The organism is Segniliparus sp. (assembly GCF_051660745.1).
Classification (GTDB): Bacteria; Actinomycetota; Actinomycetes; order Mycobacteriales; family Mycobacteriaceae; genus Segniliparus.
The window spans coordinates 1-19,619 of record NZ_JBOFQF010000023.1 but is presented as its reverse complement, the minus strand read 5'-3'; the positions used below and the strand labels follow the sequence as shown (position 1 = coordinate 19,619).

The window sequence follows — 19,619 nt, the reverse complement described above, 5'->3', positions numbered from 1 at the left end:
GACTGCGCGCGGACCGGCCCGCCGCTCTCCGGCTCGACGGGCGCTACAGGTTGCCGTCGGGGACGCTCTTGAGGAACAGCTTCGTCACCGCGACGGCCGATTCCGAGCTGCCGCCCCGGACGACGAGCGTCGCGAATGCGAGATCCCCCCGGTACCCGACGAACCACGCGTGCGACCCGCCGTCGATCTCGGCCTCGCCGGTCTTCCCATACACCTCTCCGCAGTCGGCGATGTGCGTCGCAGTGCCCGCCGTGACCACCTGGCGCATCATGGGCCGAAGCCCGTCGACGATGCTCGGGCTCAGCTCGGGGCGCTCCCCGGAGACTTGGGTCTGGGAGTCGAGCCGGAACACAGGGGTCACCGGCGATCCGTGCGCGACGGTCGCGGCCACGACCGCCATCCCGAAGGGGCTGACCGTCACCATGCCCTGCCCGAAGCCGTCTTCGGTGCGAACGGTGAGGTCGTCCGCCTGCGGCACCGATCCCGAGACCGTCGTCAGGCCTGGGATCCGGTAGTCCTCACCGAGCCCGAGGGAGGCCGCCGCCCTCGTCAGCGCGTCCGGAGCCATCTCGCTCGCGAGCTTCGCGAACGTGGTGTTGCAGGAGTGCGCGAACGCCGTGCGCATCGGCACCGTGCCGAGGCTGAACTCGTTCTCGTTCGGGACGCTGCGCTGGCCGATGTCCACCCGGCCCGGGCAGCCGACGTACGACTCCGGGGTCGCGACGCCCTGCTGCATCGCGGCGCTCGCAGTGATGATCTTGAAAGTGGAGCCAGGCGGGTACTGCCCCTCGGTCGCGAGCATGCCAAGGCCGTCTGCGGCGTGGTTCTGCGCGACGGCGAGGATGTGCCCGGTGGACGGCTGGATCACCACCATCATGGTCTCAAGGCCCCGGCTGTCGACGGCGTGCTGCGCCGCCTCCTGCATCCGCCGGTCCACGCTCAGGGTGATCGCGGGCGACGGCTGCGGCGCCGTCTCGTGCAGCACGTCGAACTCCACGCCCTCCGCGCTCACCGTGACCACGCGCCAGCCCGCCTTGCCGTCCACCTCGTCCAGCGCTTGCTTCTTCACTTGGCCGACCAGTTGGGGCGCGAAATTCGCATCGGTGGGCACGAGGTCGTACTGCTGGTTGAAGCCCACCCCGGTGATGCCGCCGATCTTGTCGAGGACCGGTTTCGCCTTGTCGTTCGGGAGCAAGGCGACGCCGTACGCCCCTTTGCCCGCAGCGGTCGCCTGCTCGGCGAGGGCTTGGCCGGTCAGGCCCGGCGGCGCGAGATCCCCGAGAGCGTCGACAATACGGCGGGCGACCGAGGTGACAGTGTCCGGCAGACGCACGTCTCTGGGGGTGAAGAGGATACGGGTCACCGTACCCGGCACCAGGAGCGGCGAGCCCGCGCTGTCGATGACGGAAGCCCTCGGGGGCGGCGTGGAGCGCAGCGCCACCCGTTGGGTGTCGCCGAGCTTGGGGTGCATGTCCGTGTTCGTCCACAGCACCCGCCACTCGCCCTGGAACTTGCCGAGGTGCAGCTTCCCGTCGTAGGCCCACGTCCGCCCCTTCGGCAGGCTCCACTCGTAGTGGTAGCCGACCCGCGCGGTGTCGCCGCTGATCTCGGCTTCGCCGATCCTCGTGGTCAACGCCTGCGCCTGGAGCCCGTCCCACATCTGCTCGATGGCGCGCGCGGCGCGGTCCGGGAAGTCGGTCTGGTCCGCCGCGTCGCGCGTCTGGTGCTTCGCGAGCAGGCCGAGGAATTTCAGCGCCGCCGGATTCGGGCCGACCGGTTTCGGGGTGCAGGCGGCCATGCCCACCGGCAGGAGCGTCGCCAGCGCAAGCGCCGCCACTCGATACCAAGAACTCCGCATAACCGCAGATGGTAAGCCTTTTGCCAGACTTGCCGGGTAAGGCGCACCGAGGCGGCGTGACCTTGTTGTGACATCCGGCTTCCAAATCGATGGGATGCAAGGCGGCAGGCGACGACTGGGGGCACCTCCCGCTTGCGGGGGAGTACGGGGAAAAGCGAGGAACGAGCCGTGTACACGAGGAGCCGACAACGCGGCAGATCGCGATTTGGACGGCGGACTAGCTCACAGTGACTTCAGGGGCGCCGTGCCCGAGCGCGGATTCCTCGGCGATGCGCAGCGCCTCTTCGATGAGCGTTTCGACGATGAGGTGCTCCGGCACGGTCTTGATGACTTCGCCCTTGACGAAAATCTGTCCCCTGCCGTTGCCGGACGCGACGCCGAGGTCCGCCTCCCTCGCCTCGCCCGGACCGTTGACCACGCAGCCCATCACCGCGACCCTGAGCGGGATCTCGATCCCCTCCAGGCCCGCTGTGACCTGCTCCGCCAACGTGTACACGTCCACCTGGGCGCGCCCGCAGCTCGGACAGGAGACGATCTCCAGGGTGCGCTCCTTCAGGCCGAGGGACTGCAGGATCTGCTGGCCGACCTTCACCTCCTCCACCGGAGGCGCGGAGAGCGAGACCCGGATGGTGTCGCCGATGCCCTTGCCGAGCAGCACGCCGAACGCCACGGCGGACTTGATGGTCCCCTGGAACGCCGGGCCCGCCTCGGTCACGCCGAGGTGCAGGGGGTAGTCGCATTGCTCGGCCAGCAGCTCGTAGGCGCGGACCATGGTCACCGGGTCGTTGTGCTTGACCGAGATCTTGAGGTCGAAAAAACCGTGCTCCGCAAAGAGGCCCGCCTCCCACAGCGCCGACTCCACCAGCGCCTCCGGGGTGGCCTTGCCGTATTTGGCGAGCAACCGGGGGTCGAGGGAGCCCGCGTTCACCCCGATGCGGATCGGCACATGCGCCGCCGCGGCGGCCTGGGCCACCTCTTTCACCCGTCCGTCGAATTCTTTGATGTTGCCGGGGTTCACCCGCACCCCGGCGCAGCCCGCGTCGATGGCGGCGAAGATGTAGCGCGGCTGGAAATGGATGTCCGCGATCACCGGGATCTGGCTCTTCTTCGCGATGGCGGACAGCGCGTCGGCGTCCTCCTGTCGCGGACAGGCGACCCGGACGATGTCGCAGCCCGCCGCGGTGAGCTCTGCGATCTGCTGCAGGGTCGTGTTCACGTCATGCGTCTTGGTCGTGGTCATCGACTGCACGGACACCGGGGAGCCGCTGCCCACCCCGACCGCGCCGAGCTTGAGCTGCCGGGTCTGCCTGCGCGGGGCGAGCACCTGCGCGGGCGGGGCGGGCATGCCGAGTTGCACGGAAGTCATGCGACCAGTCTAGCCGTCTCGCGAGCAGTCTCGCCGAGCCTCACTTCTGGAAGAGGCTGATCGGGTTGACGATGTCCGCCGCCAGCACGAGCACCATGTAGACGCCGACGACCGCGAGCACCACGTACGTCGCGGGGGCGAGTTTGAGGTAGTCCACCGGGGCCCCCGCCGCTTGGCCGCGAAGGCGTCGGACAGTGTCGCGGGCCTTCTCGTATGCGATCACCGCGATGTGCCCGCCGTCGAACGGCACGAGCGGCAGCAGGTTCACCATGGCGAGGACGAAGTTCAGGCTGGCCAGGAGGAAAACGAAGGTCGGCCACACGCCTTTGTACTCGTCGGCGTGCTCGGCGAGCTCCCCGCCGATGCGGCTCGCGCCGACCACGCTCATCGGGGTCTCCGGATCGCGTTTCCCGCCGCTGAGCGAATGCACCAGCGCGCCGACCTTGGACGGGATCTTCACGACCCCTTCCCAGGTCTTCTCGAACACCACGCCGGTGAACGCGAACGTCCCGGGCACCGCGGTCGCCGGGTTGTAGCGCACGGTGACCGCTTCCACGCTCACGCCGACCTTGCTCATCTCGCGGAAGAGCGGCTTGCCGGTGGCCGGGTCGCGCCGGTACTCCCCGGTGGCCGGGTCGACGTCGAACCACGAGACCCGCTGCGGCTGCACCTCGAACGACAGCTTCTGCCCGTCGCGCAGCACGTCGAACCGCACCGGCCCGGCCGAGCCCGCGATGGCCTTGGTCGTCGCCCCCGGATCCGCGACCGCAGTCCCGTTCACGGCGGTGATGACGTCCCCCGGCCGCATGCCCGCGCGTTGGGCGGGGCCTTCGCCTGCGCAGGGGGCGAGCTCCTTCTCCGAGAGCTGTGTCGGCGCGACGCAGCCCAATCTGGGCACGCTGGCACCCGAGCCCGGCAGGCCCCAGACCAACGCGACCCCGTAGAGCAAGACGACGCCGAGGACGAGGTTCATCGCGGGACCGGCGGCGAGCACGAAGACCCGCTTCCACGGCTTCTGCTTCCACATCGCCCGGTCTTCCTCGTCCGGGGCGAGCTCGTCCGCCGCCGTCATCCCGGCGATGTCGCAGAACCCGCCTGCCGGAATGGCCTTGAGGCCGTACTCCGTCTCGCCGCGCTTGACCGACCAGATCTTGGGGCCGAAACCGACGAAGTACCGCCTGACCTTCATCCCGGTCGCGAGCGCCGCCCACATATGCCCGCATTCGTGCCACGCGACGGAGGCGAGGATACCGAGCGCGAAGAGCACCACTCCAAAGACGAACAACGCGGGCCCTACTCCTTCTCGGCAAGAATGTTTTGCGCGGCGACACGGGCCCACCGGTCCGCTTCGAGCGCTTCCTCAAGCGTACCCGGCTTCGCGGACCACTGCGGCCCTCTCGCCAGAACCTCCTCGATGACCTCGGCGATCTGCGGGAACCGGAGCTTTTCGGCCAGGAACGCGGCCGCCGCCTCCTCGTTCGCCGCGTTGTAGACGGCGGGGAGCGAGCCCCCGCCCTTGCCCGCCTCCCGCGCGAGCCGCACGGCGGGGAAGACCGCGTCGTCCACCGGCTCGAAGGTCCACGTGTGCGAGGCCGCGAAGTCCACGGGGCGGATCACGTCCGACAGCCGGTCAGGCCAGCCGAGCGCCAGCGCGATGGGCAGGCGCATGTCCGGCGGGCTCGCCTGGGCGATTGTGGAGCCGTCGACGAATGTCGCCATGGAATGCACAACCGACTGGGGATGGACCGTGACCTCGATCCGATCGCATGGCAGCTCGAACAGGTAATGCGCTTCGAGGAGCTCGAGGCCCTTGTTGACCAACGTGGCGGAGTTCAGCGTGTTCATCGGGCCCATCGACCAGGTCGGGTGCTTGCCCGCCTGCTCGGGGGTGACCGCGTCCAGCCGCTCGCGGGAGAACCCCCGGAACGGCCCGCCCGAGGCGGTGAGCACGAGGCTCGCCACCTCCTGCGCCGCCCCGGAGCGCAGGCATTGGGCGAGGGCGGAGTGCTCGGAGTCCACCGGGACCAGCTGGCCCGGCTTCGCCAGCTCGGTCACCACCGGACCGCCCGCGATCAGCGATTCCTTGTTCGCGAGCGCCACCCGCGCCCCGGTCTCGAGCGCTTCGACGGTCGGCCGCAGGCCCACCGCCCCGACCATGGCGTTGAGCACCACGTCGGCTTCGGCCTCCCGGATCAGGCGCAACACCGCGTCGAGCCCGTCGGCCCCGGTCGCCGTGCGGGAGACCTGGAATTCGGCGGCCTGCTCCGCCAGGAGCCCGGCGCGGGCGCCGCCGGCGGCGAGGCCTGCCACTTCGAACCTGTCCCGGTGGCGGGCGATCACATCGAGGGCTTGGGTCCCGATAGAGCCGGTCGAGCCCAGGATGAGCACACGGGTGGTCATGGGCAAAGCCTAAAGCATCTCCCCCTGGTCGCCGGATTGTCGGGCCGGGCGCCGCCCTCGGCGGTGTGATTGCGCCCTGCCTGTGGCTGTGGCAGTCTGGGCGTCTCCCATGCTCAGCCACTCGAAACAAGAGATCGCGCTCGCCACTGCCCTCACTGGGCTGGCGGGGTTCGTCGACGCGACCGGCTACGTCTATCTCGGCGGATATTTCGTCTCTTTCATGAACGGGAACACCACCAGGGCGGCGGTGGGGGCCGCCAATCTCGACTGGCGCCAGGCAGAGCTCGCCGCCGGGCTGATCTTCGCCTTTGTCTGCGGGGTCGTCGCAGGCTCGTCCGTGTCCCGGCTCGTCCCGCGCGCACGGCGCCTCGCCGTCCTCTCCTTGGTCACCGCACTGCTCGTCCTCGCCGCGAGCCTGCACACGCTGCACTTGGCCGTCTTCCTCGCGCCCCCGCTCCTTGCCACGGCGATGGGCGCGGAGAACGCCGTGTTCGAGCGCGGCGGCGAAGTCAGCCTCGGCGTGACCTATATGACCGGCACCCTCGTGAAGATCGGCCAGCACCTCACCCGCGCCCTCTTCGGCGAGCCGAACCGGATCTGGGCGCGATACTTGCTGCTCTGGTGCGGACTGACGGCCGGCGGCGTGCTCGGGGCCCTCTCCTACCTGCATCTGGGGCTCGGCGCGCTCTGGATCGCGGCCTCCGCGTCGCTCTGCGCCGCCCTCGCCGTGCGCGCCTGGGTCCGCTAGGGGCCGGGCCTGCTGCCTTCTGCGCCGTCGCGCCTGCAGCTCAGCAGCAAGAACAACGGGCGCGTGAAGTGCTCCCGCCACCACTGGTCCCTCGCGACCTGGTCCTGCGTCGGCCTCGGCTCGCAGAGCCCGACGATGTGGAAGCCCGCGTCGAAGAGGAAGGACGTGTGCTCCTCCAGCGAGAAGAACCGCTGCACCGACGGCTGCGGGGAGACCATCCCGTCCACGTCGAAGTGCTGCACGACGAGCCGGGGGGCGAAATACTCCTGCGCCGAAAGCGGGTCCGCCGCGCCTCGCGCGGTGTAGAAGCACGGGTGCAATGCCAGGAACACCAGCAGCCCGCCCGGCCGGAGCACCCTGGCGAACTCGTGGAACCGCTTGCCCGGATCGTCGAGCCCATGCGGCAGCCGGTTCGCCACGACCACGTCCACCGCGCCGTCTGGCAACGGCAGGGCGGCCGCGTCGGCGAGGTGGTAGGCGGTCCGCGACGCGTCTTCGCCCGCGAACGACCGGGCCGCGTCCACCAGCTCGGGGCAGGAGTCCACGCCATGGACTCGGGCGGCGCCCCGCGCCGCCAGCATCCGGGAGAAATACCCCTCGCCGCACCCGGCGTCGAGGAAGACCCGGCCCTCGCACGGGCCGACCGCGGCCAAAAGCGCCCGGTCGACCAGATCCGTCTGGTATTTGTCGCGCCGCTCGCGGATGACCTTCACCCAGAAATCCGCGTTCGCGGAGTACGCCTCGGTGATCGCCTTGTCGCCGGACGTCATGCGCGCGCCAACGCGCTGCGGAGGCTCCGCTCCACAGGGGCCATGGCGGAGAAACTACCGCACGAGCGGATTCTCCGCCAGCCCTCCCTCGGCGGCTCGGACGACGGAGAGCTCGACGACAGGCTCGGCCTTCGCCAACAGCCCCGACAGGAGGTCGGCGAAAATCCCGACGCCGTCTTGGGTGAGCACCGATTCGGGGTGGAACTGCACCGACGCCAGCCGGGGCCCGCGCAGCGCGTGCACATAGCCGGTCTCGGGGTCCGCCGCCAGCTCAAGCCCCTGTGCCTGCGCGGGGAGCCACTGCGGCAGCTGGGCTGTGTAGGCGTTGTAGAAACCGACCGTGCGCTGCTGGCCGAACAGGTCGATGTCCAACTGCTTGCCCTGGTTCGGGGAAGCCCTGCGCACGAGCGGGAGGCCCAGATGGCCGCAGAGGACCTGGTGGGACAGGCACACCGCGAGAACCGGCAGCTCGGACAGCCGAGCCTCGGCCATGAGCGAGCGCATGACGGCGATCTTCGGATCGGTCTGCGAGGTCGGATCGCCCGGCCCCGGCCCCATGACGACCAGGTCGTACCGGCCGGAGGAGAGCCGGTCGCCGAAGCCCGCCGTCTCGTCGAAGCGCATCAAGTCAACCGACAGGCCGAGCGCGCGCAGCTGCAAGGCGATCATCGAGGTGAAGTTGTCCTCAGCGTCCACCATGATCGCCGAACGCCCGGCGAAGAGCCCGTGGCGGGGATGGCTGGCTGCCCCGGCGAGCAGCTCCTCCTGGCGGAGCCAGAAGTCGCCGATGTCGCTGTTGCGCTTCGCGAGGGCGGCGACGACCTCCGGATGGGCGCTCAGGCTCTGGCGCGTGTCGCCAGTGAGGGCGGCCAGGAAGCCTGCGGCTTTGCCACGGGTCTCGGCGACCTCGCCGAGCGGGCACGAGTGGCGCACAATGGTCGCCCCGGTGCCGAACGCCAGCCTGCCCGTCTTGTCGATCTCCGCCGTCCGGATCAGGATCGAGGAGTCCAACGCCCGTCCGCCGAGCTGGTCGGCGCCGAAGAGCGCGACCACGCCGCTGTAGTAGCGCCTGCCGTTCGGCTCGTGGCGGGCGATGACCCGGCAGGCCGACTCGAGCGGGCTGCCGGTCACCGTCGGCGCGAACATCGTCTCGCGCAGGATGGTCCTCGGATCCACGTCGGTGTTCCCCGTGATCAGGTACTCGGTGTGGGCGAGGCGGGCCATCTCCTTCAGGAACGGGCCCTGCGCGCGGCCGCCCTCGGGGCAGATCCGCGCCATCATCTTCAGCTCCTCGTCCACCACCATGTAGAGCTCGTCGGTCTCTTTCACGTCGTCGAGGAAGCTCAGCACCCCTTCCAAGGTCGGCCCCTCGGCCGGGTACCGGTAGGTGCCGCTGATCGGGTTCATCACCGCGACCGAGTTGTTCACGCTGATGTGGCGCTCCGGGGTCGCGCCGATGAACGTCTCCTCCCCGGTGTGCACCAGGAAGGTCCAGTACGCCCCGCGCTCCAGCAAGAGGAGCCTGCGGTAGATCGCGAGCGCCGTCGCGGTCGAGTAGCGGCGCAGATGGCCGACGAAGGTGCGTTTGAAGACGAAGTTCGCCCCCGCGCCCTGCCCGATCTCCTCGTCGATGATCCGCCGCACGCCAGCCGCGTACTGCTCGTCGTCCAAGTCGAACTCGCCGTCGGCCAGTTCGAGCTCGGCAGGGCGCACCCGGCGCAGGAACGCGTCGGCGGGCACGACGGACTGGGACGCGACCCGCATCGCCAAGAGCGGCGCGCCGTCGTCCGTTGCCTCGAAGCCGCGCTCGGCGATCTGCCGGTACGGGACCAGCGCCAAGAGGTCGTGCTGGCCGGGCACCCCCTGGCCCGGCTCGGGGAGCGGCAAGTCGGCGAGGGAGCCGACGGCGGCCATCTCGCCGACGAGGACGTCGAGCCGGTCCGGGCCCAAGGACTCGGGTCGGGACAGCACCGCGAACGGCGGCGGATTCTCGCCGAAGACGAGGTCGAGGAGCTCGGTCTCGCCGAAGACGAGGTCGAGCGGGGCTTCGCTCATAGCACCATTCTTTCTCTTTAGAGCAGTCTGCCGGCGGTGGCGACCACCGCGCAGCGCTTGGCCGCGTACGAGACGGCGAGGTCGTGGGACTCGCGGTCGAAGTCCGCGATCGCGTCCGCGACCAGGAATGTCTCGATGTCGTTGGTGAAAGCCTCGACGCACGTCATGAGCACGCCGACGTGCGCGTACACGCCGCAGACCACGAGCTGGTCGCGGCCTGCCGCGCGCATCCGCGCCAGCAGGTCGTTGCGGTGGAACGCGCTGTAGCGCCACTTCGTCAGGAGCCAGTCCCCCGGCCTCGGGGCCAGCTCGTCGACCACCGCGCGGTGCTCCGGGTCCACCTTCATGCCCGGGCCCCAGAAGTCGTTGAGCAAGCCCCGCTCCTGCGGGCTCATCGAGCCGGGCTGCGCGGTGTACGCGACCTGGGCCCCGTTGTCCGCGAAGCGTTCGCGCAGCTCCGCAGCGTTCGCGACGAGCTCCGAGCGCAGCGGCTCCGGGAAAGGCGCGAGGAAATAGCGCTGCATGTCGTGCAGGAGCAGGACGGCCCGCTCCGGGTCCGCCGTCCATCGCGCGATGTTGCGCGGCAAGTCCCGCTCCTGCGGCAAGGCGTACGGCTCGATCGCGGGGATGCCCGGCTTCTCTAAAACCTGTGTTCCCATGTCACACGCCTAACGTCGCGCCGCCGTCGACCACCAAGGTGTGCATGGTGATGTGCGCGGCGGCGTCGGAGAGCAGGAACGCGGCGGCGTTCGCGATATCGGCGGGCTGCGCGACCTTGCGCAGCGGGATGCCGGTCTTGTGGTCGGCGAGGTTGCCGGTGATCACCGCCTCGTTCGACGGCCCGAGCATCGCGCGGAGCATCGGCGACTCGGTCGATCCCGGCGCGATGACGTTGCAGCGGATCCCGTAGTCGGCGAGCTCAAGGCCGAGCGACTTCGTGAACGACTCCATCGCGGCCTTCGACGCGCCGTACGCCGCCATGTTCTTGCGCGCCACCAAGGCGGCGTTCGAGGCGACCGACACGATCCCGCCGCGTCCGCGCGGGATCATCCGCCGGGCCACGGCCCGTGAGACGCGGAAAGTCCCGGTGACGTTCACGTCGAACGTGGCGGCCCAGTCCTCGTCGGAGAAGTCGACCGTCGGCCCCATCCGCAGCACCCCTGCGGCGTTCACCAGCGATCGGACCGGTCCGATCGCCTCGGACTCCTCCACGAGGCGCTCCACCGCCTCGGCGGAGCGCAGGTCCAGCGGCTTGGCATGGACGAGATGGCCGTCCGCGCGCAGTTTCGCGACAGTTTCCGCCAAGCCCTCGGCGTTGGCGTCCGCCGCGACCACGGCCAGTCCGTCCTCGGCGAGCCGCTGGGCGACCGCCGCGCCCATGCCGCCCGCGGCTCCGGTGACGATGGCGACTTCCTGCCCCTCGGAGCCTTCTTGTCCTGGGTTGTCGGTGCTCACCACGCCCGCACCACCTCAAGCGCCTGGGCCAGGTTCAGGCGGGGGTCGCAGAGCGACCGGTACTTCTCGCCGAACTCGGACCCGGCGGCGGCCTCTCCGTCGAGCACGCACTCCAGCGCGTCCTCCGGGGTGGCCTCCAGATGCAGGCCGCCCGCGACGCCCCCGTGCTCCGCGACAATCGCGCGGAACGCGCGGACCTCGGCGAGGACGTTCACGAGGTACCTGGTCTTCAGGCCGTTCGGCGCGGTCGTGGTGTTCCCGTGCATCGGGTCGCACAGCCAGATCACCGGATGCCCCGCCTCGGCGACCGCCTCCACGAGCAGGCCGAGCTTGTCGGCGATGTTCTTCGCCCCCATCCGGGAGATGAAGGTGAGCCTGCCGGGCGTCCGCTCGGGGTCGAGGCGCTCCGCCAGCTCCAGGAGCTCGTCGACCGTCATCGACGGGCCCACCTTGCAGGCGACCGGATTCGAGATCCGGGAAAGCAGGGAGATGTGCGGGCCGTCGACGTCCCGCGTGCGGTCGCCCACCCACGGCCAGTGCGTGGAGGTGAGCACCAGACTGCCCTCCGCGTCGCGCCGGAGCGCGGGCAGCTCGTAGTCCAAAAGGAGCGCCTCGTGGCTCGTCCACACCGGCGGCTCGATGATCGCGATGGAGGACGGGCGCCGCCAGCCGAGGTGGTGCAGCACCCGGTTCGCCGCCCAGTAGCCGGACAGCAGCCGCGTGGGGTCGGGCCTGCGGTCCGAGGCGTTCGGGGCCTGGCCGTTCACCATCTGGCCCCGGAACACCGGCAGCTCGACGCCGTCCACCGTCTCGACGGGGTTGGACCGAGGCTTGGAGTACTGGCCCGCGATCCGCCCGACGCGCAGCACCGGCTTGTGGTTCGTCATCCGCATCGTGCCAGCGAGCATGCTCAGCATGCCGACCTTGCGCGCGACATGGCCTGCGGTGGATTCCGCGAGGTCCTCCGCGCAGTCGCCCGCTTGGACGATGTTGGCCCGGCCTTGGGCGACGGTGACGAGCAGCTCGCGGAGTGTGCGCACCTCGTCCGCGCCGACCAGCGCGGGGAAGCCGGAAAGCTCCTCGCGCACTTCCGCGATGTGGTCCTCGTCCTCCCACGCAGGCTGCTGCAGGGCTGGTTTCAGGCTTAATTCCTTGGTTGCGAGAGGCATCGCTCTGGTTCCTTCCGGGTCTTTGTTCGGGTCTTCGGGAAATTCGTCGGCATTCGGTTTTGGGCTCACATGGTTTGGATCACACGGCGCAGCTGCCCCAACCCAGATGGTCGAGGAAGGCCAGCTGGTCGGTTTTCGTCGGAACGCCTGCTCTTGCGAGGTCCGGGCCCCCGACCACGAGGGTCCGCTGGTCCTCGGCGGTGAAGGCGGGCCAATGCGCCGCCGCCGCGCAGGCAGGCTCCGAGGTCTTCGCGAACGACCCGACCAGATCCATGAAGGTCTCCGAGACCCGGCGCTCCACCTCGCCCGCGCCGTATTTCTCAGCGAGCCCCCAATCGCGGTACGTGCCGAAGAGGAACGGCGACGTCGCCTCGTGCGGCGTCCCATGCCACGGCGCCTGCACCGGGTGCGCGTACTCCATGACCCAGATCGGGGCGGCCTTCTCCCCCGCCGCGCGTTGGGCGATCCGCAAGGTTTGGTGCCGGACCATCGCGTCGCCGACGATCTCGCTCCACAGGGAGAGCGGATCGTCCGGGCGGCCCTCGTTGCGGGCGGCCGAGCGGTACGCGGCCAGGCCGTCGGCGGCTTCGGCGGCCGAGACCGTCGGCAACGCCTCGCGGAGCGTGCTGTCGAACCGCTCCACCAGCTCGGCTTCGTCCTGCGGCGGCGGGACCGGGAGGATATAGTCCGGCTCGGTGAAGAACGACCCCTCGGTCGAGGTGTGGACGACCATCATGGGAATCCTCGGAGCCGGGGCCTCCCCGTCTTGTGCGGGGAAAAGCTCGTCGCCCGCGATGGAGCCTCGGTGGCGCCGCCCGCTTTGCACGACGCGCTCGCCGATGGGGCGGCGGAACGCCCCGTCCCACCAATCCCGCAGCGCCGGGGCGGGCACGCTCCGCAGCCCTGGGACCGTGACGCCGAACTCGGCTGCGGCCGCGTCGAAGACACGGGGGCCGTCGTCGCGGCGCAGGCTGTTGTACGGGCCCCAAATATGCGCGGGGCTGATCGCGACAGCCCGGCGCACGAGCGCGGCGGAGCGCGGGTGGACCGCGAGCTGCCATGTGCTGGCGCCGCCTGCGGAGGTGCCTGCGAGCGTGATGTTCGCCGGGTCGCCGCCGAACGACGCGATGTTCTCGACGACCCAGCGCAGGGCCGCCATCTGGTCGGCGAGCCCCCAGTTGCCGTCCTGCCCGGTCTCGGGGTCCGTGAGTTCGGGGTGCGCGCAGAACCCGAACGCTCCGAGCCGGTAGTTGAAGGTGGCCACGACGCAGCCGGTCCGCTGGGCGAGCTGCGCGCCGTGGTACACCGGCAAACCGCCGCTGCCCGCCATCCATCCGCCGCCGTGGATATAGAGGAGGACGGGAGCCCTGCCCTCGACCGCCGGAGTCCACACGTTGGCCGTGAGCGCGTCCTCCTGCTCGTTGTCCGAGCGCGCGAACTGCAGGAATTGCGGGCCGACCGCCACGGCGTCGCGGACGCCCGTCCACGGCCGCACGGGCTGCGGCGAGCGGAACCGGAGCTCGCCGACTGGCGCTCCTGCGTACGGGACGCCGAGAAAGGAGAGGACCGAGCCGTCCCTGCCGCCGCGTATCGAACCCGAGACGGTCTCGACGACTGGGGCCGCCGCCGTCTCGGGGCGAAACGCCAGGCGCAGGCCGGAATGAGCGGCGAGGGCGCCCACGCCCAGCGCGAGGCCGCCCGCCAACGCGGTTCGCCTGCTCAACATCCGGCGTTTCCTCTCTGTTTCGAAATGCTCATTCGGCCACTTCAGGGATGGGCTCCGCGGCCCGCCGCGCGCTGCGGCCAAGACTCATCCTGTCCCCGCTCCAGTGCCAGCAGGGATCACCGGACCATTGATTCATCAGTCCGCCGAAAGTTCGTCAGGTCCGCCGATCGAGGTCTTGGCGGCAGACGCCGGACCGGTGGTGCGGGACGCTCATTTCCAGGCGAAGTTGTGTAGCGCCGGCACCTACCCCCTGCGATGGCCATGGCCCATCCTGGATTGCGGATCGCATCAGCGACCTTCCTCGGACTTAAGGAGGCTCAGGCCATGTCTCTTCCGTTGGCCCTCACCCCCGATCAGCAGGCGGCGCCGCTGCTCACCGATTCGACCGAGACAGTCATCGCCCAAATCTGCGCCGAGGTGCTGAGCTCGCTGCCCCGCAGCGACCAACGCGGCAAAGGGGCCGAGTACGTCCGAGGCCTGCTCTCCGTCCCAGGGCGCAAATCCACCAGGAACATCGCCGCCTGGATGGAGAAGCAGGCGGGCGACGGCGCGGGCGAGCAAAACCTGCACCACTTCATCAACAGCTCGACGTGGGATTGGCAGCCGCTGCGCGAGGACCTGGCCCGGTACACCGCCCGCACGCTCGCCCCGACGGCCTGGGTGATGCGCTCCATGATCATCCCGAAGGCCGGGAAGCACTCCGTCGGAGTCGCGACCCGCTTCTGCGCCACCGAGGGCCGCTCGGTGCACGGCCAGCTCGCGATCGGCGCATGGCTCGGATCGGAGCAGCTCGCCGCCCCGATGGGCTGGCGGCTGCACCTCAACAAGCAGTGGGTCCAGAGCGCCGAGCAGCGATTGAAGGCCGGGGTCCCGGACGACCACCCGATGGAGTCGGTGGCGGAATGCGCGATCGCGGGCTACCAGGAGCTCGCCCCCGCGCTCCGGTCCACGGCCTCGGCCCTGCCGGTGGTCTACGACGTGCATGGCGTGAGCCCCCATGACACGGCGAAGATCCTGCTGTCCAGCCAAAACTTCGCGACGGTCGCGGAGGACGGCAAGCGGGTCGCCGCCTCCGTCACCACGCGGGTCGAGGCGAATCTGCCGCTCGTCGTGGTCGACCCGGCGTTGGCGGGCTTCTCAAGGCAAACCGCCTCGGCGGTGCAGATCGCCCAGGCCGCGAAGGCTTCCAGGCGCGAGGAGCACTGCGTGTACCGGGGCAAGGGCTACCTGCTCACCTCGGCCAAGGTGGGCCTGCCGGAGCTCGACGCGATCGCCAGGCGCCACGTCCCCCTGGTCTTGATGTCGTTGACCCAAGTGGGCCAGCGCAGCCGCCCGACAGAGCTCTGGCTGACCACGACGCGCCGCCTCTGCGCGATGACGCAGCTCGAGCGCATCTCGCTGACGCACCGGGCCGCTGCCGACTTCTGGGAGATCACCGACCAGGTCGGCGTGCGGGACTTCTCCGGCCGCTCGTTCACCGGATGGCACCGGCACACCACGCTGGCCTCGGTCGCGCACGTGGTCGCGGGATTGTCCCGCGAGCCGAGGCAAGCCTCGCGCTGAGCCGGGACGCGCTCAGGCCGGTTTGGTCGGGAGCTCCCCCACCGGGCAGTCGGCGACCCCGATGGTGTCGCGTGTGAAAGACTCGACGTTCTTCTGCGCGGCCTGCGGGTCGTTGACCCACTGGTGGTAGAAGTCGAAGGGGCACGGCGCGACCCCCTTGTCGCCCTCGCCGGCGGCATGGATCCCGGTGTACCCCCGGTGCAAGAGCTTGAAGAGGTGGTTCTGCGACTGGTCGTTGCGCCGCGCGTCCCGGATCGCGGAGACCGACAGCTGGGCGTATTGGATCCCGTACTCCTCTTCGCCGCATTCGCCGAGCGTTCGCCCGTCGAACCCGATGATCGCGGAATGCCCGAAGTAGGAGTACACGCCGTCGAAGCCGGTCGCGTTCGCGACGGCCACATAGCAATTGTTCGCCCATGCCATCGCCTTGGACATGAGGACCTGCTGCTCCTTGGCCGGATACATGTAGCCCTGCGGGCGGACCACCAGCTCCGCCCCCTTCATCGCGCAGTCGCGCCAGATCTCGGGGTAGTTCCCGTCGTCGCAGATGATCAATGAGATCTGCAAGCCCTTGGGGCCGGTGGAGACATAAGTCTGCTCGCCGGGGTACCAGCCCTCGACCGGGGTCCACGGAAGGATCTTGCGGTACTTCTGCACGATGGCCCCGGTGTCGTCGATCAGGACGAGGGTGTTGTAGGGCGGTTTGCGCGGATGCTCCTCGTGCCGTTCGCCGGTCACCGAGAACACTCCCCACGTCTTCGCCGCACGGCACGCCTTCGCGAAGATCTCCGTCTCGTCGCCGGGGACTGTGGCGGCGGTGGCGTACATCTCCGCCTCGTCGTACATGATGCCCTGGGTGGAGTACTCGGGGAAGACGACCAGGTCCATGCCCGGCAGGCCTTGTTTCATGCCGACCACCATGTCCGCGATCTTCCTGGCGTTCTCGGCGACCTCCGCCTTCGTGTGCAAGCGGGGCATCTTGTAGTTCACCACCGCGACCCCGACCGTGTCGGGGCTCGAAGCGATATCGCCGTGGCGCATGAAAAATCTCCTCGTCGCCGGGAACGTTGGCAGAGGCCATCCTGCCGCGCCGGAGATACCCCCAGATGACCCGCGTGTTACAAACGCGAAAGCCCGCCGCTCACGGCAGCAGCACCAGCCGCGTCCCGCCCATGCCGCCCGCCTCGACGAGCGCATGCGCTCGCGCGGCTTCGGACAGCGGCAACGTCTCGATCCGCTTCGGGACCAATGCGCCCGCGGCGAGCAGCTCGCCCGTCCTCGTGGCGGCGCGGGCGAGCTGGTCGGTGCTCGCGCGGCTGATGACGAAGCCGATCACGGCGCCGTCGCGCATGTAGAGCTTGCCGAGCGGAAGCGTCGGGGCGGCGCGCGCGCCCGCCAGCGCCACGATCCGCCCCCCTGCCGCGAGCAGCCCGACGGCGAGCTCGAGGTCGTTCTCGCCGAACGCGTCGATATACACGTCCACGCTGTCCGCGTGCCGGTCCGCCACCACGCGCTTCCAGTCGCCTCGGCGGTCCACGACCTGTGCCGCTCCCGCGTCAAGGCAGCGCCGCTCGTCCTCGACGGAAGCCACCGCGACCACGCGCGCTCCGATCTCGGCCGCCATCGTGACGGCCGACATCCCGACGTTCCCGCCCGCGCCGACCACCAGCACCGTCTGCCCCGCGCGGACCCGCCCGTGCTCGTGCACCGCCAAATACGCCGTCGACCCCGGATGCACGGCCGCGACGGCGACCACAGGGTCGATCCCGTCCGGCAACCGGTAGAGCCGGTCTGCGGCGGCCACGGCGAACTCCGCCGCCGCGCCCTGCCTGCCCGCATGCCCGAGGCTTGAGCTCCAGACCCGGTCGCCGACGGAAACACCCGCCGTCCCCTCGCCGAGCTCGTGGACCGTCCCGACAAGGTCGCGCCCGATGACGAACGGGAACGGCACATCTGTCGCGTACAGCCCGGAGCGGACGAAGGCGTCCACCGGATTCACCGACACAGCGGCCACCCGCACCAGGGCTTCGCCCTGGCCGGGGCGCGGGGCGGGCAGCTCGCCGACCCGGATGCTCTCCGCCGGGCCGAGCTTCTCGACATAGGCTGCGCGCATGGCTCTATGATGCCGCAGCCGAACCGACAGCTCTAGAACTTGTCCGGGTGCAATGTTTTCGCCAAAAACTGCGCCAGCTCGAAGACTTTCGGGCCCGCCTCGAAGAAGCCGTCGTCCAGGCCGCCCATTTTCTTGACCTTCTGCGCGAGCGTCGGGTCTGCTGGCGACTTGGACCCCTGCACCAGCAGGATCGCATCGGGTTTCGCCGCTTTGATCGCCGCCCAGTCGGAGTCGATCCACGGCTCCGAGCCGGTGGCGATGTTCGCCCCCCCGGCGAATGTCACGACCGTTTGGGCCAGCGAGGCCGGTCCGGCCAGCTTCGGAGCCTGCCCCCGGGCGTCCACGACGACCACGCTCGGCCTCGGGGCGCCGCGCAACTGGTCGGTCAGCTGGTCGAAGCTCCGCCGCCAGTCGTCGACCAGCTTCGCTGCGGCTTCCGGCACGCCGAAGACATCGCCGACGATTGTGGTCTCCAAGTAGACGGCGTCGAGGTTCTGCAGATGGCCGGGGCAGTACAGGACGCTGATATGCGTCGGGTGGTCGTAGCGCCGCAGCCCGTCGCGCAACGGGGCTCCGCCAGCGACCGGGTCTTGCGCGGGCACCTGGCCCGCCATCCCTGACATGGTCCCGGCGTACACGAAGTCCGAGTTCGTCGCGCGGATCTTGGCGAAATCCGGGCCGAGGTCGGTCGCGACGACGCTCTTCGACACCCCGAGCGCGTCGAGCAGGTCGGTCGCGCCGGGAGTGAGCGTCACCGCCCGGATCGGGGCGAGGTCGTATTTCACCGTCATGCCGCAGTTGTCCCGGTCCCGGTACGGGAAAACCCCGTCCGAGTCGTTGGAGTTCTCCGGGAAGGGCAGCGAACATCCCGACAGCCCGAGCGTCGCCGAGATAAGGCCAGCTAAGAGGAGCTTCCTCCATCTCGATGGGATGTCTCGACGCAGCTTCATAACACCCAGTACACTAGTCGCATGTCGCAGACCGAAGCGCCCGCCCTCCACGCACACGACGACGAGCACGAGCCGTTGCCCGCGCAAGCGCGCTGGTACAACTCCCCGAAGGTGGACCTCGCGGTCGAGCCGTCCGGGCAGTGGGGCTGGCACGGCGAGTACCCGAACACGTACCGCTGGGTCGCGCTCGCCGTCATCGGCTCGCTCCTCGTGATGCTCATCGGCAACCACAAGGGCCACGTCGAGGACGTGTGGCTGATCGCTATCGCCGCGATCGCCGCCCTGTGGCTGGTCGTCGACATCCTCTCCAAGCGCGGCAAGTGGAAGTAGCTCTGGGGTCCAGGCGGCGCCTCGCGGCGTTGCTCCTCACCTCGCGTACCCATACCGCCTCCGTACGCGTCGGCTCGGTGCGCCTTGCGATGCATCCGCCTGGGGCTCCCCAGGTCTAATCGAACTTCGCCCCGAGCTCCAGCCGCGCGCCGCGCGCCCAGTCGGTGGCGCGCATGGCGCCTTTGCCCTCGGGGCGAACCTCGCCGAGCGCCAGCGCCGCCGATCCCGTGCCCACATGCACTGCGGACTTGGTCGCCCGAAGCTCGCCAGGCCCGAGGCCAGAGACCGGCTCCTGCGGTTTGGCGAGCGGGCCGAGTTTGAGCCGCTTGCCCTGCAACAGGGTCCACGCCCCCGGCGCGGGCGTCATCGCCCGGATCCGCCGGTCCACCACATGCGCCGGAAGGTCCCAGCGCACGCGCGCGTCATCGGCGGAGATCTTCGCGGCGTACGAGGCTCCGTCCTCGGTCTGCGGCACAGGCGCGAGCGCGCCCGCTTCGATCCCCGAGAGCGTGGCCGCCAGCAGCTGCGCCCCGGACTCCGCGAGGCGCTCCAATAGCGCCCCTCCCGTGTCCGTGTCGCGGATCCTCTCCGTGACCTGGCCGAACACCGGCCCGGTGTCGAGCCCTTCCGCCAAGAGGAACGTGCTCACGCCGGTGATCTCGTCGCCTGCCGCGATGGCGGCCTGCGCCGGGGCGGCCCCCCGCCAGGCGGGCAGGAGGGAGAAGTGCACATTCACCCAGCCGTGTTTCGGCACCGAGAGCAACGCGGGCGGGATCAGCGCCCCGTACCCGACGATGGGGGCGCAGTCCGGCGCGAGCTCGCTCAGCGCCTCCTGGAACTGCGGGTCTTTCGCGCTCGCCGGGGTCAAGACCGGGAGGCCGCGCTCTTCCGCGAGCGCGCCGACGGGGGACGGTTTGAGGGAAAGGCCCCGCCCGGAGCGGGCGGGCGGGCGGGTGACGACGGCGAGCACCTCGTGCTCCCCGTCGTCCAGAATCTTGGCGAGCGAGACCGCCGCGACCTCGGGACTGCCCGCGAACACCAGCCGCATGCTTCGATCTCCTCTCGCGGTTCGACTCGCCGACGCCGTCGGGCGCGGGCGACGTAGAGTCTACGTCG

17 protein-coding genes are annotated in these 19,619 nt (G+C 70.0%); 3 read left to right on the top strand and 14 right to left on the bottom strand.

Features of this window, described 5'->3' with window-relative positions:
- Positions 1–43 precede the first annotated feature (43 nt).
- The 4 genes from ACRC20_RS06135 to dxr all read right to left on the bottom strand — a co-directional run bounded on the left by ACRC20_RS06135 (position 44) and on the right by dxr (position 5,624).
- Positions 44–1,858: a penicillin-binding transpeptidase domain-containing protein gene (locus tag ACRC20_RS06135; protein WP_438685468.1), complete on the bottom strand. Its 1,815-nt coding sequence runs from the start codon at positions 1,856–1,858 to the stop codon at positions 44–46.
- A 217-nt stretch (positions 1,859–2,075) separates the two neighbouring features.
- Positions 2,076–3,224 (bottom strand): flavodoxin-dependent (E)-4-hydroxy-3-methylbut-2-enyl-diphosphate synthase, encoded by a 1,149-nt coding sequence (gene ispG, locus ACRC20_RS06130; RefSeq protein WP_438685467.1) that lies wholly within the window; start codon positions 3,222–3,224, stop codon positions 2,076–2,078.
- Between the two features lie 40 nt (positions 3,225–3,264).
- The gene (locus ACRC20_RS06125; RefSeq protein WP_438685466.1) at positions 3,265–4,509 is read right to left on the bottom strand and encodes a M50 family metallopeptidase; all 1,245 of its coding nucleotides are present in this window, start codon (positions 4,507–4,509) and stop codon (positions 3,265–3,267) included.
- Positions 4,510–4,517: 8 nt separating this feature from the next.
- Positions 4,518–5,624, bottom strand: a complete 1,107-nt coding sequence (dxr, locus tag ACRC20_RS06120) for a 1-deoxy-D-xylulose-5-phosphate reductoisomerase (RefSeq protein WP_438685465.1) — start codon at positions 5,622–5,624, stop codon at positions 4,518–4,520.
- A gap of 109 nt (positions 5,625–5,733) precedes the next feature.
- Between dxr and ACRC20_RS06115 the strand changes: the two genes are divergently transcribed.
- Positions 5,734–6,372 carry a YoaK family protein gene (locus ACRC20_RS06115; RefSeq protein WP_438685464.1) on the top strand — a complete coding sequence of 213 codons (639 nt, stop codon included), beginning with the start codon at positions 5,734–5,736 and terminating at the stop codon, positions 6,370–6,372.
- Here the strand turns inward: ACRC20_RS06115 and ACRC20_RS06110 are convergent.
- From ACRC20_RS06110 to ACRC20_RS06085, 6 genes are all read right to left on the bottom strand, one after another.
- Positions 6,369–7,142 carry a class I SAM-dependent methyltransferase gene (locus ACRC20_RS06110; RefSeq protein WP_438685463.1) on the bottom strand — a complete coding sequence of 258 codons (774 nt, stop codon included), beginning with the start codon at positions 7,140–7,142 and terminating at the stop codon, positions 6,369–6,371. The two genes, ACRC20_RS06115 and ACRC20_RS06110, sit on opposite strands and share 4 nt — an antisense overlap.
- Positions 7,143–7,196: 54 nt before the next feature.
- Complete coding sequence (locus ACRC20_RS06105; RefSeq protein WP_438685462.1) at positions 7,197–9,197, bottom strand: anthranilate synthase family protein; 2,001 nt, start codon at positions 9,195–9,197, stop codon at positions 7,197–7,199.
- Between the two features lie 17 nt (positions 9,198–9,214).
- Complete coding sequence (locus tag ACRC20_RS06100; protein ID WP_438685461.1) at positions 9,215–9,856, bottom strand: isochorismatase family protein; 642 nt, start codon at positions 9,854–9,856, stop codon at positions 9,215–9,217.
- Position 9,857: 1 nt separating this feature from the next.
- The gene (locus ACRC20_RS06095; RefSeq protein WP_438685519.1) at positions 9,858–10,652 is read right to left on the bottom strand and encodes a 2,3-dihydro-2,3-dihydroxybenzoate dehydrogenase; all 795 of its coding nucleotides are present in this window, start codon (positions 10,650–10,652) and stop codon (positions 9,858–9,860) included.
- Positions 10,649–11,821 carry a 3-deoxy-7-phosphoheptulonate synthase gene (locus ACRC20_RS06090; RefSeq protein WP_438685460.1) on the bottom strand — a complete coding sequence of 391 codons (1,173 nt, stop codon included), beginning with the start codon at positions 11,819–11,821 and terminating at the stop codon, positions 10,649–10,651. The genes ACRC20_RS06095 and ACRC20_RS06090 overlap by 4 nt, the downstream gene beginning before the upstream one ends.
- 79 nt (positions 11,822–11,900) lie before the next feature.
- Positions 11,901–13,547, bottom strand: coding sequence for a carboxylesterase family protein (locus tag ACRC20_RS06085; RefSeq protein ID WP_438685459.1), 1,647 nt, complete (start codon positions 13,545–13,547; stop codon positions 11,901–11,903).
- Between the two features lie 324 nt (positions 13,548–13,871).
- Between ACRC20_RS06085 and ACRC20_RS06080 the strand changes: the two genes are divergently transcribed.
- A complete protein-coding gene (locus tag ACRC20_RS06080) occupies positions 13,872–15,110 on the top strand; it encodes an IS701 family transposase (RefSeq protein ID WP_438685458.1) in 1,239 nt (412 codons plus the stop codon).
- A 12-nt stretch (positions 15,111–15,122) separates the two neighbouring features.
- On the opposite strand, the gene ACRC20_RS06075 is transcribed toward ACRC20_RS06080, so the two are convergent.
- The 3 genes from ACRC20_RS06075 to ACRC20_RS06065 form a co-directional block, all read right to left on the bottom strand.
- Positions 15,123–16,151: an aliphatic amidase gene (locus tag ACRC20_RS06075; RefSeq protein WP_438685457.1), complete on the bottom strand. Its 1,029-nt coding sequence runs from the start codon at positions 16,149–16,151 to the stop codon at positions 15,123–15,125.
- Positions 16,152–16,251: 100 nt separating this feature from the next.
- On the bottom strand, positions 16,252–17,223 hold the full coding sequence (locus ACRC20_RS06070) for an NADPH:quinone reductase (RefSeq protein ID WP_438685456.1): 972 nt from the start codon (positions 17,221–17,223) through the stop codon (positions 16,252–16,254).
- A 32-nt stretch (positions 17,224–17,255) separates the two neighbouring features.
- Complete coding sequence (locus tag ACRC20_RS06065; RefSeq protein ID WP_438685455.1) at positions 17,256–18,173, bottom strand: ABC transporter substrate-binding protein; 918 nt, start codon at positions 18,171–18,173, stop codon at positions 17,256–17,258.
- 21 nt (positions 18,174–18,194) lie between these two features.
- On the opposite strand from ACRC20_RS06065, the gene ACRC20_RS06060 reads away from it, so the two are divergent.
- Positions 18,195–18,503 carry a DUF2631 domain-containing protein gene (locus ACRC20_RS06060; RefSeq protein WP_438685454.1) on the top strand — a complete coding sequence of 103 codons (309 nt, stop codon included), beginning with the start codon at positions 18,195–18,197 and terminating at the stop codon, positions 18,501–18,503.
- A gap of 115 nt (positions 18,504–18,618) precedes the next feature.
- Here ACRC20_RS06060 and fmt read toward each other — a convergent pair whose 3' ends face one another.
- Complete coding sequence (gene fmt / locus ACRC20_RS06055) at positions 18,619–19,551, bottom strand: methionyl-tRNA formyltransferase (RefSeq protein ID WP_438685453.1); 933 nt, start codon at positions 19,549–19,551, stop codon at positions 18,619–18,621.
- Positions 19,552–19,619: the final 68 nt, after the last annotated feature.

Coding starts and splice junctions, on each gene's coding strand:
- ACRC20_RS06135 (WP_438685468.1), bottom strand. CDS start 1,858: ATGCGGAGTTCTTGGTATCGAGTGGCGGCGCTTGCGCTGGCGACGCTC.
- ispG (WP_438685467.1), bottom strand. CDS start 3,224: ATGACTTCCGTGCAACTCGGCATGCCCGCCCCGCCCGCGCAGGTGCTC.
- dxr (WP_438685465.1), bottom strand. CDS start 5,624: ATGACCACCCGTGTGCTCATCCTGGGCTCGACCGGCTCTATCGGGACC.
- ACRC20_RS06115 (WP_438685464.1), top strand. CDS start 5,734: ATGCTCAGCCACTCGAAACAAGAGATCGCGCTCGCCACTGCCCTCACT.
- ACRC20_RS06110 (WP_438685463.1), bottom strand. CDS start 7,142: ATGACGTCCGGCGACAAGGCGATCACCGAGGCGTACTCCGCGAACGCG.
- ACRC20_RS06105 (WP_438685462.1), bottom strand. CDS start 9,197: ATGAGCGAAGCCCCGCTCGACCTCGTCTTCGGCGAGACCGAGCTCCTC.
- ACRC20_RS06100 (WP_438685461.1), bottom strand. CDS start 9,856: ATGGGAACACAGGTTTTAGAGAAGCCGGGCATCCCCGCGATCGAGCCG.
- ACRC20_RS06090 (WP_438685460.1), bottom strand. CDS start 11,821: ATGCCTCTCGCAACCAAGGAATTAAGCCTGAAACCAGCCCTGCAGCAG.
- ACRC20_RS06085 (WP_438685459.1), bottom strand. CDS start 13,547: ATGTTGAGCAGGCGAACCGCGTTGGCGGGCGGCCTCGCGCTGGGCGTG.
- ACRC20_RS06080 (WP_438685458.1), top strand. CDS start 13,872: ATGTCTCTTCCGTTGGCCCTCACCCCCGATCAGCAGGCGGCGCCGCTG.
- ACRC20_RS06075 (WP_438685457.1), bottom strand. CDS start 16,151: ATGCGCCACGGCGATATCGCTTCGAGCCCCGACACGGTCGGGGTCGCG.
- ACRC20_RS06070 (WP_438685456.1), bottom strand. CDS start 17,223: ATGCGCGCAGCCTATGTCGAGAAGCTCGGCCCGGCGGAGAGCATCCGG.
- ACRC20_RS06065 (WP_438685455.1), bottom strand. CDS start 18,173: ATGAAGCTGCGTCGAGACATCCCATCGAGATGGAGGAAGCTCCTCTTA.
- ACRC20_RS06060 (WP_438685454.1), top strand. CDS start 18,195: ATGTCGCAGACCGAAGCGCCCGCCCTCCACGCACACGACGACGAGCAC.
- fmt (WP_438685453.1), bottom strand. CDS start 19,551: ATGCGGCTGGTGTTCGCGGGCAGTCCCGAGGTCGCGGCGGTCTCGCTC.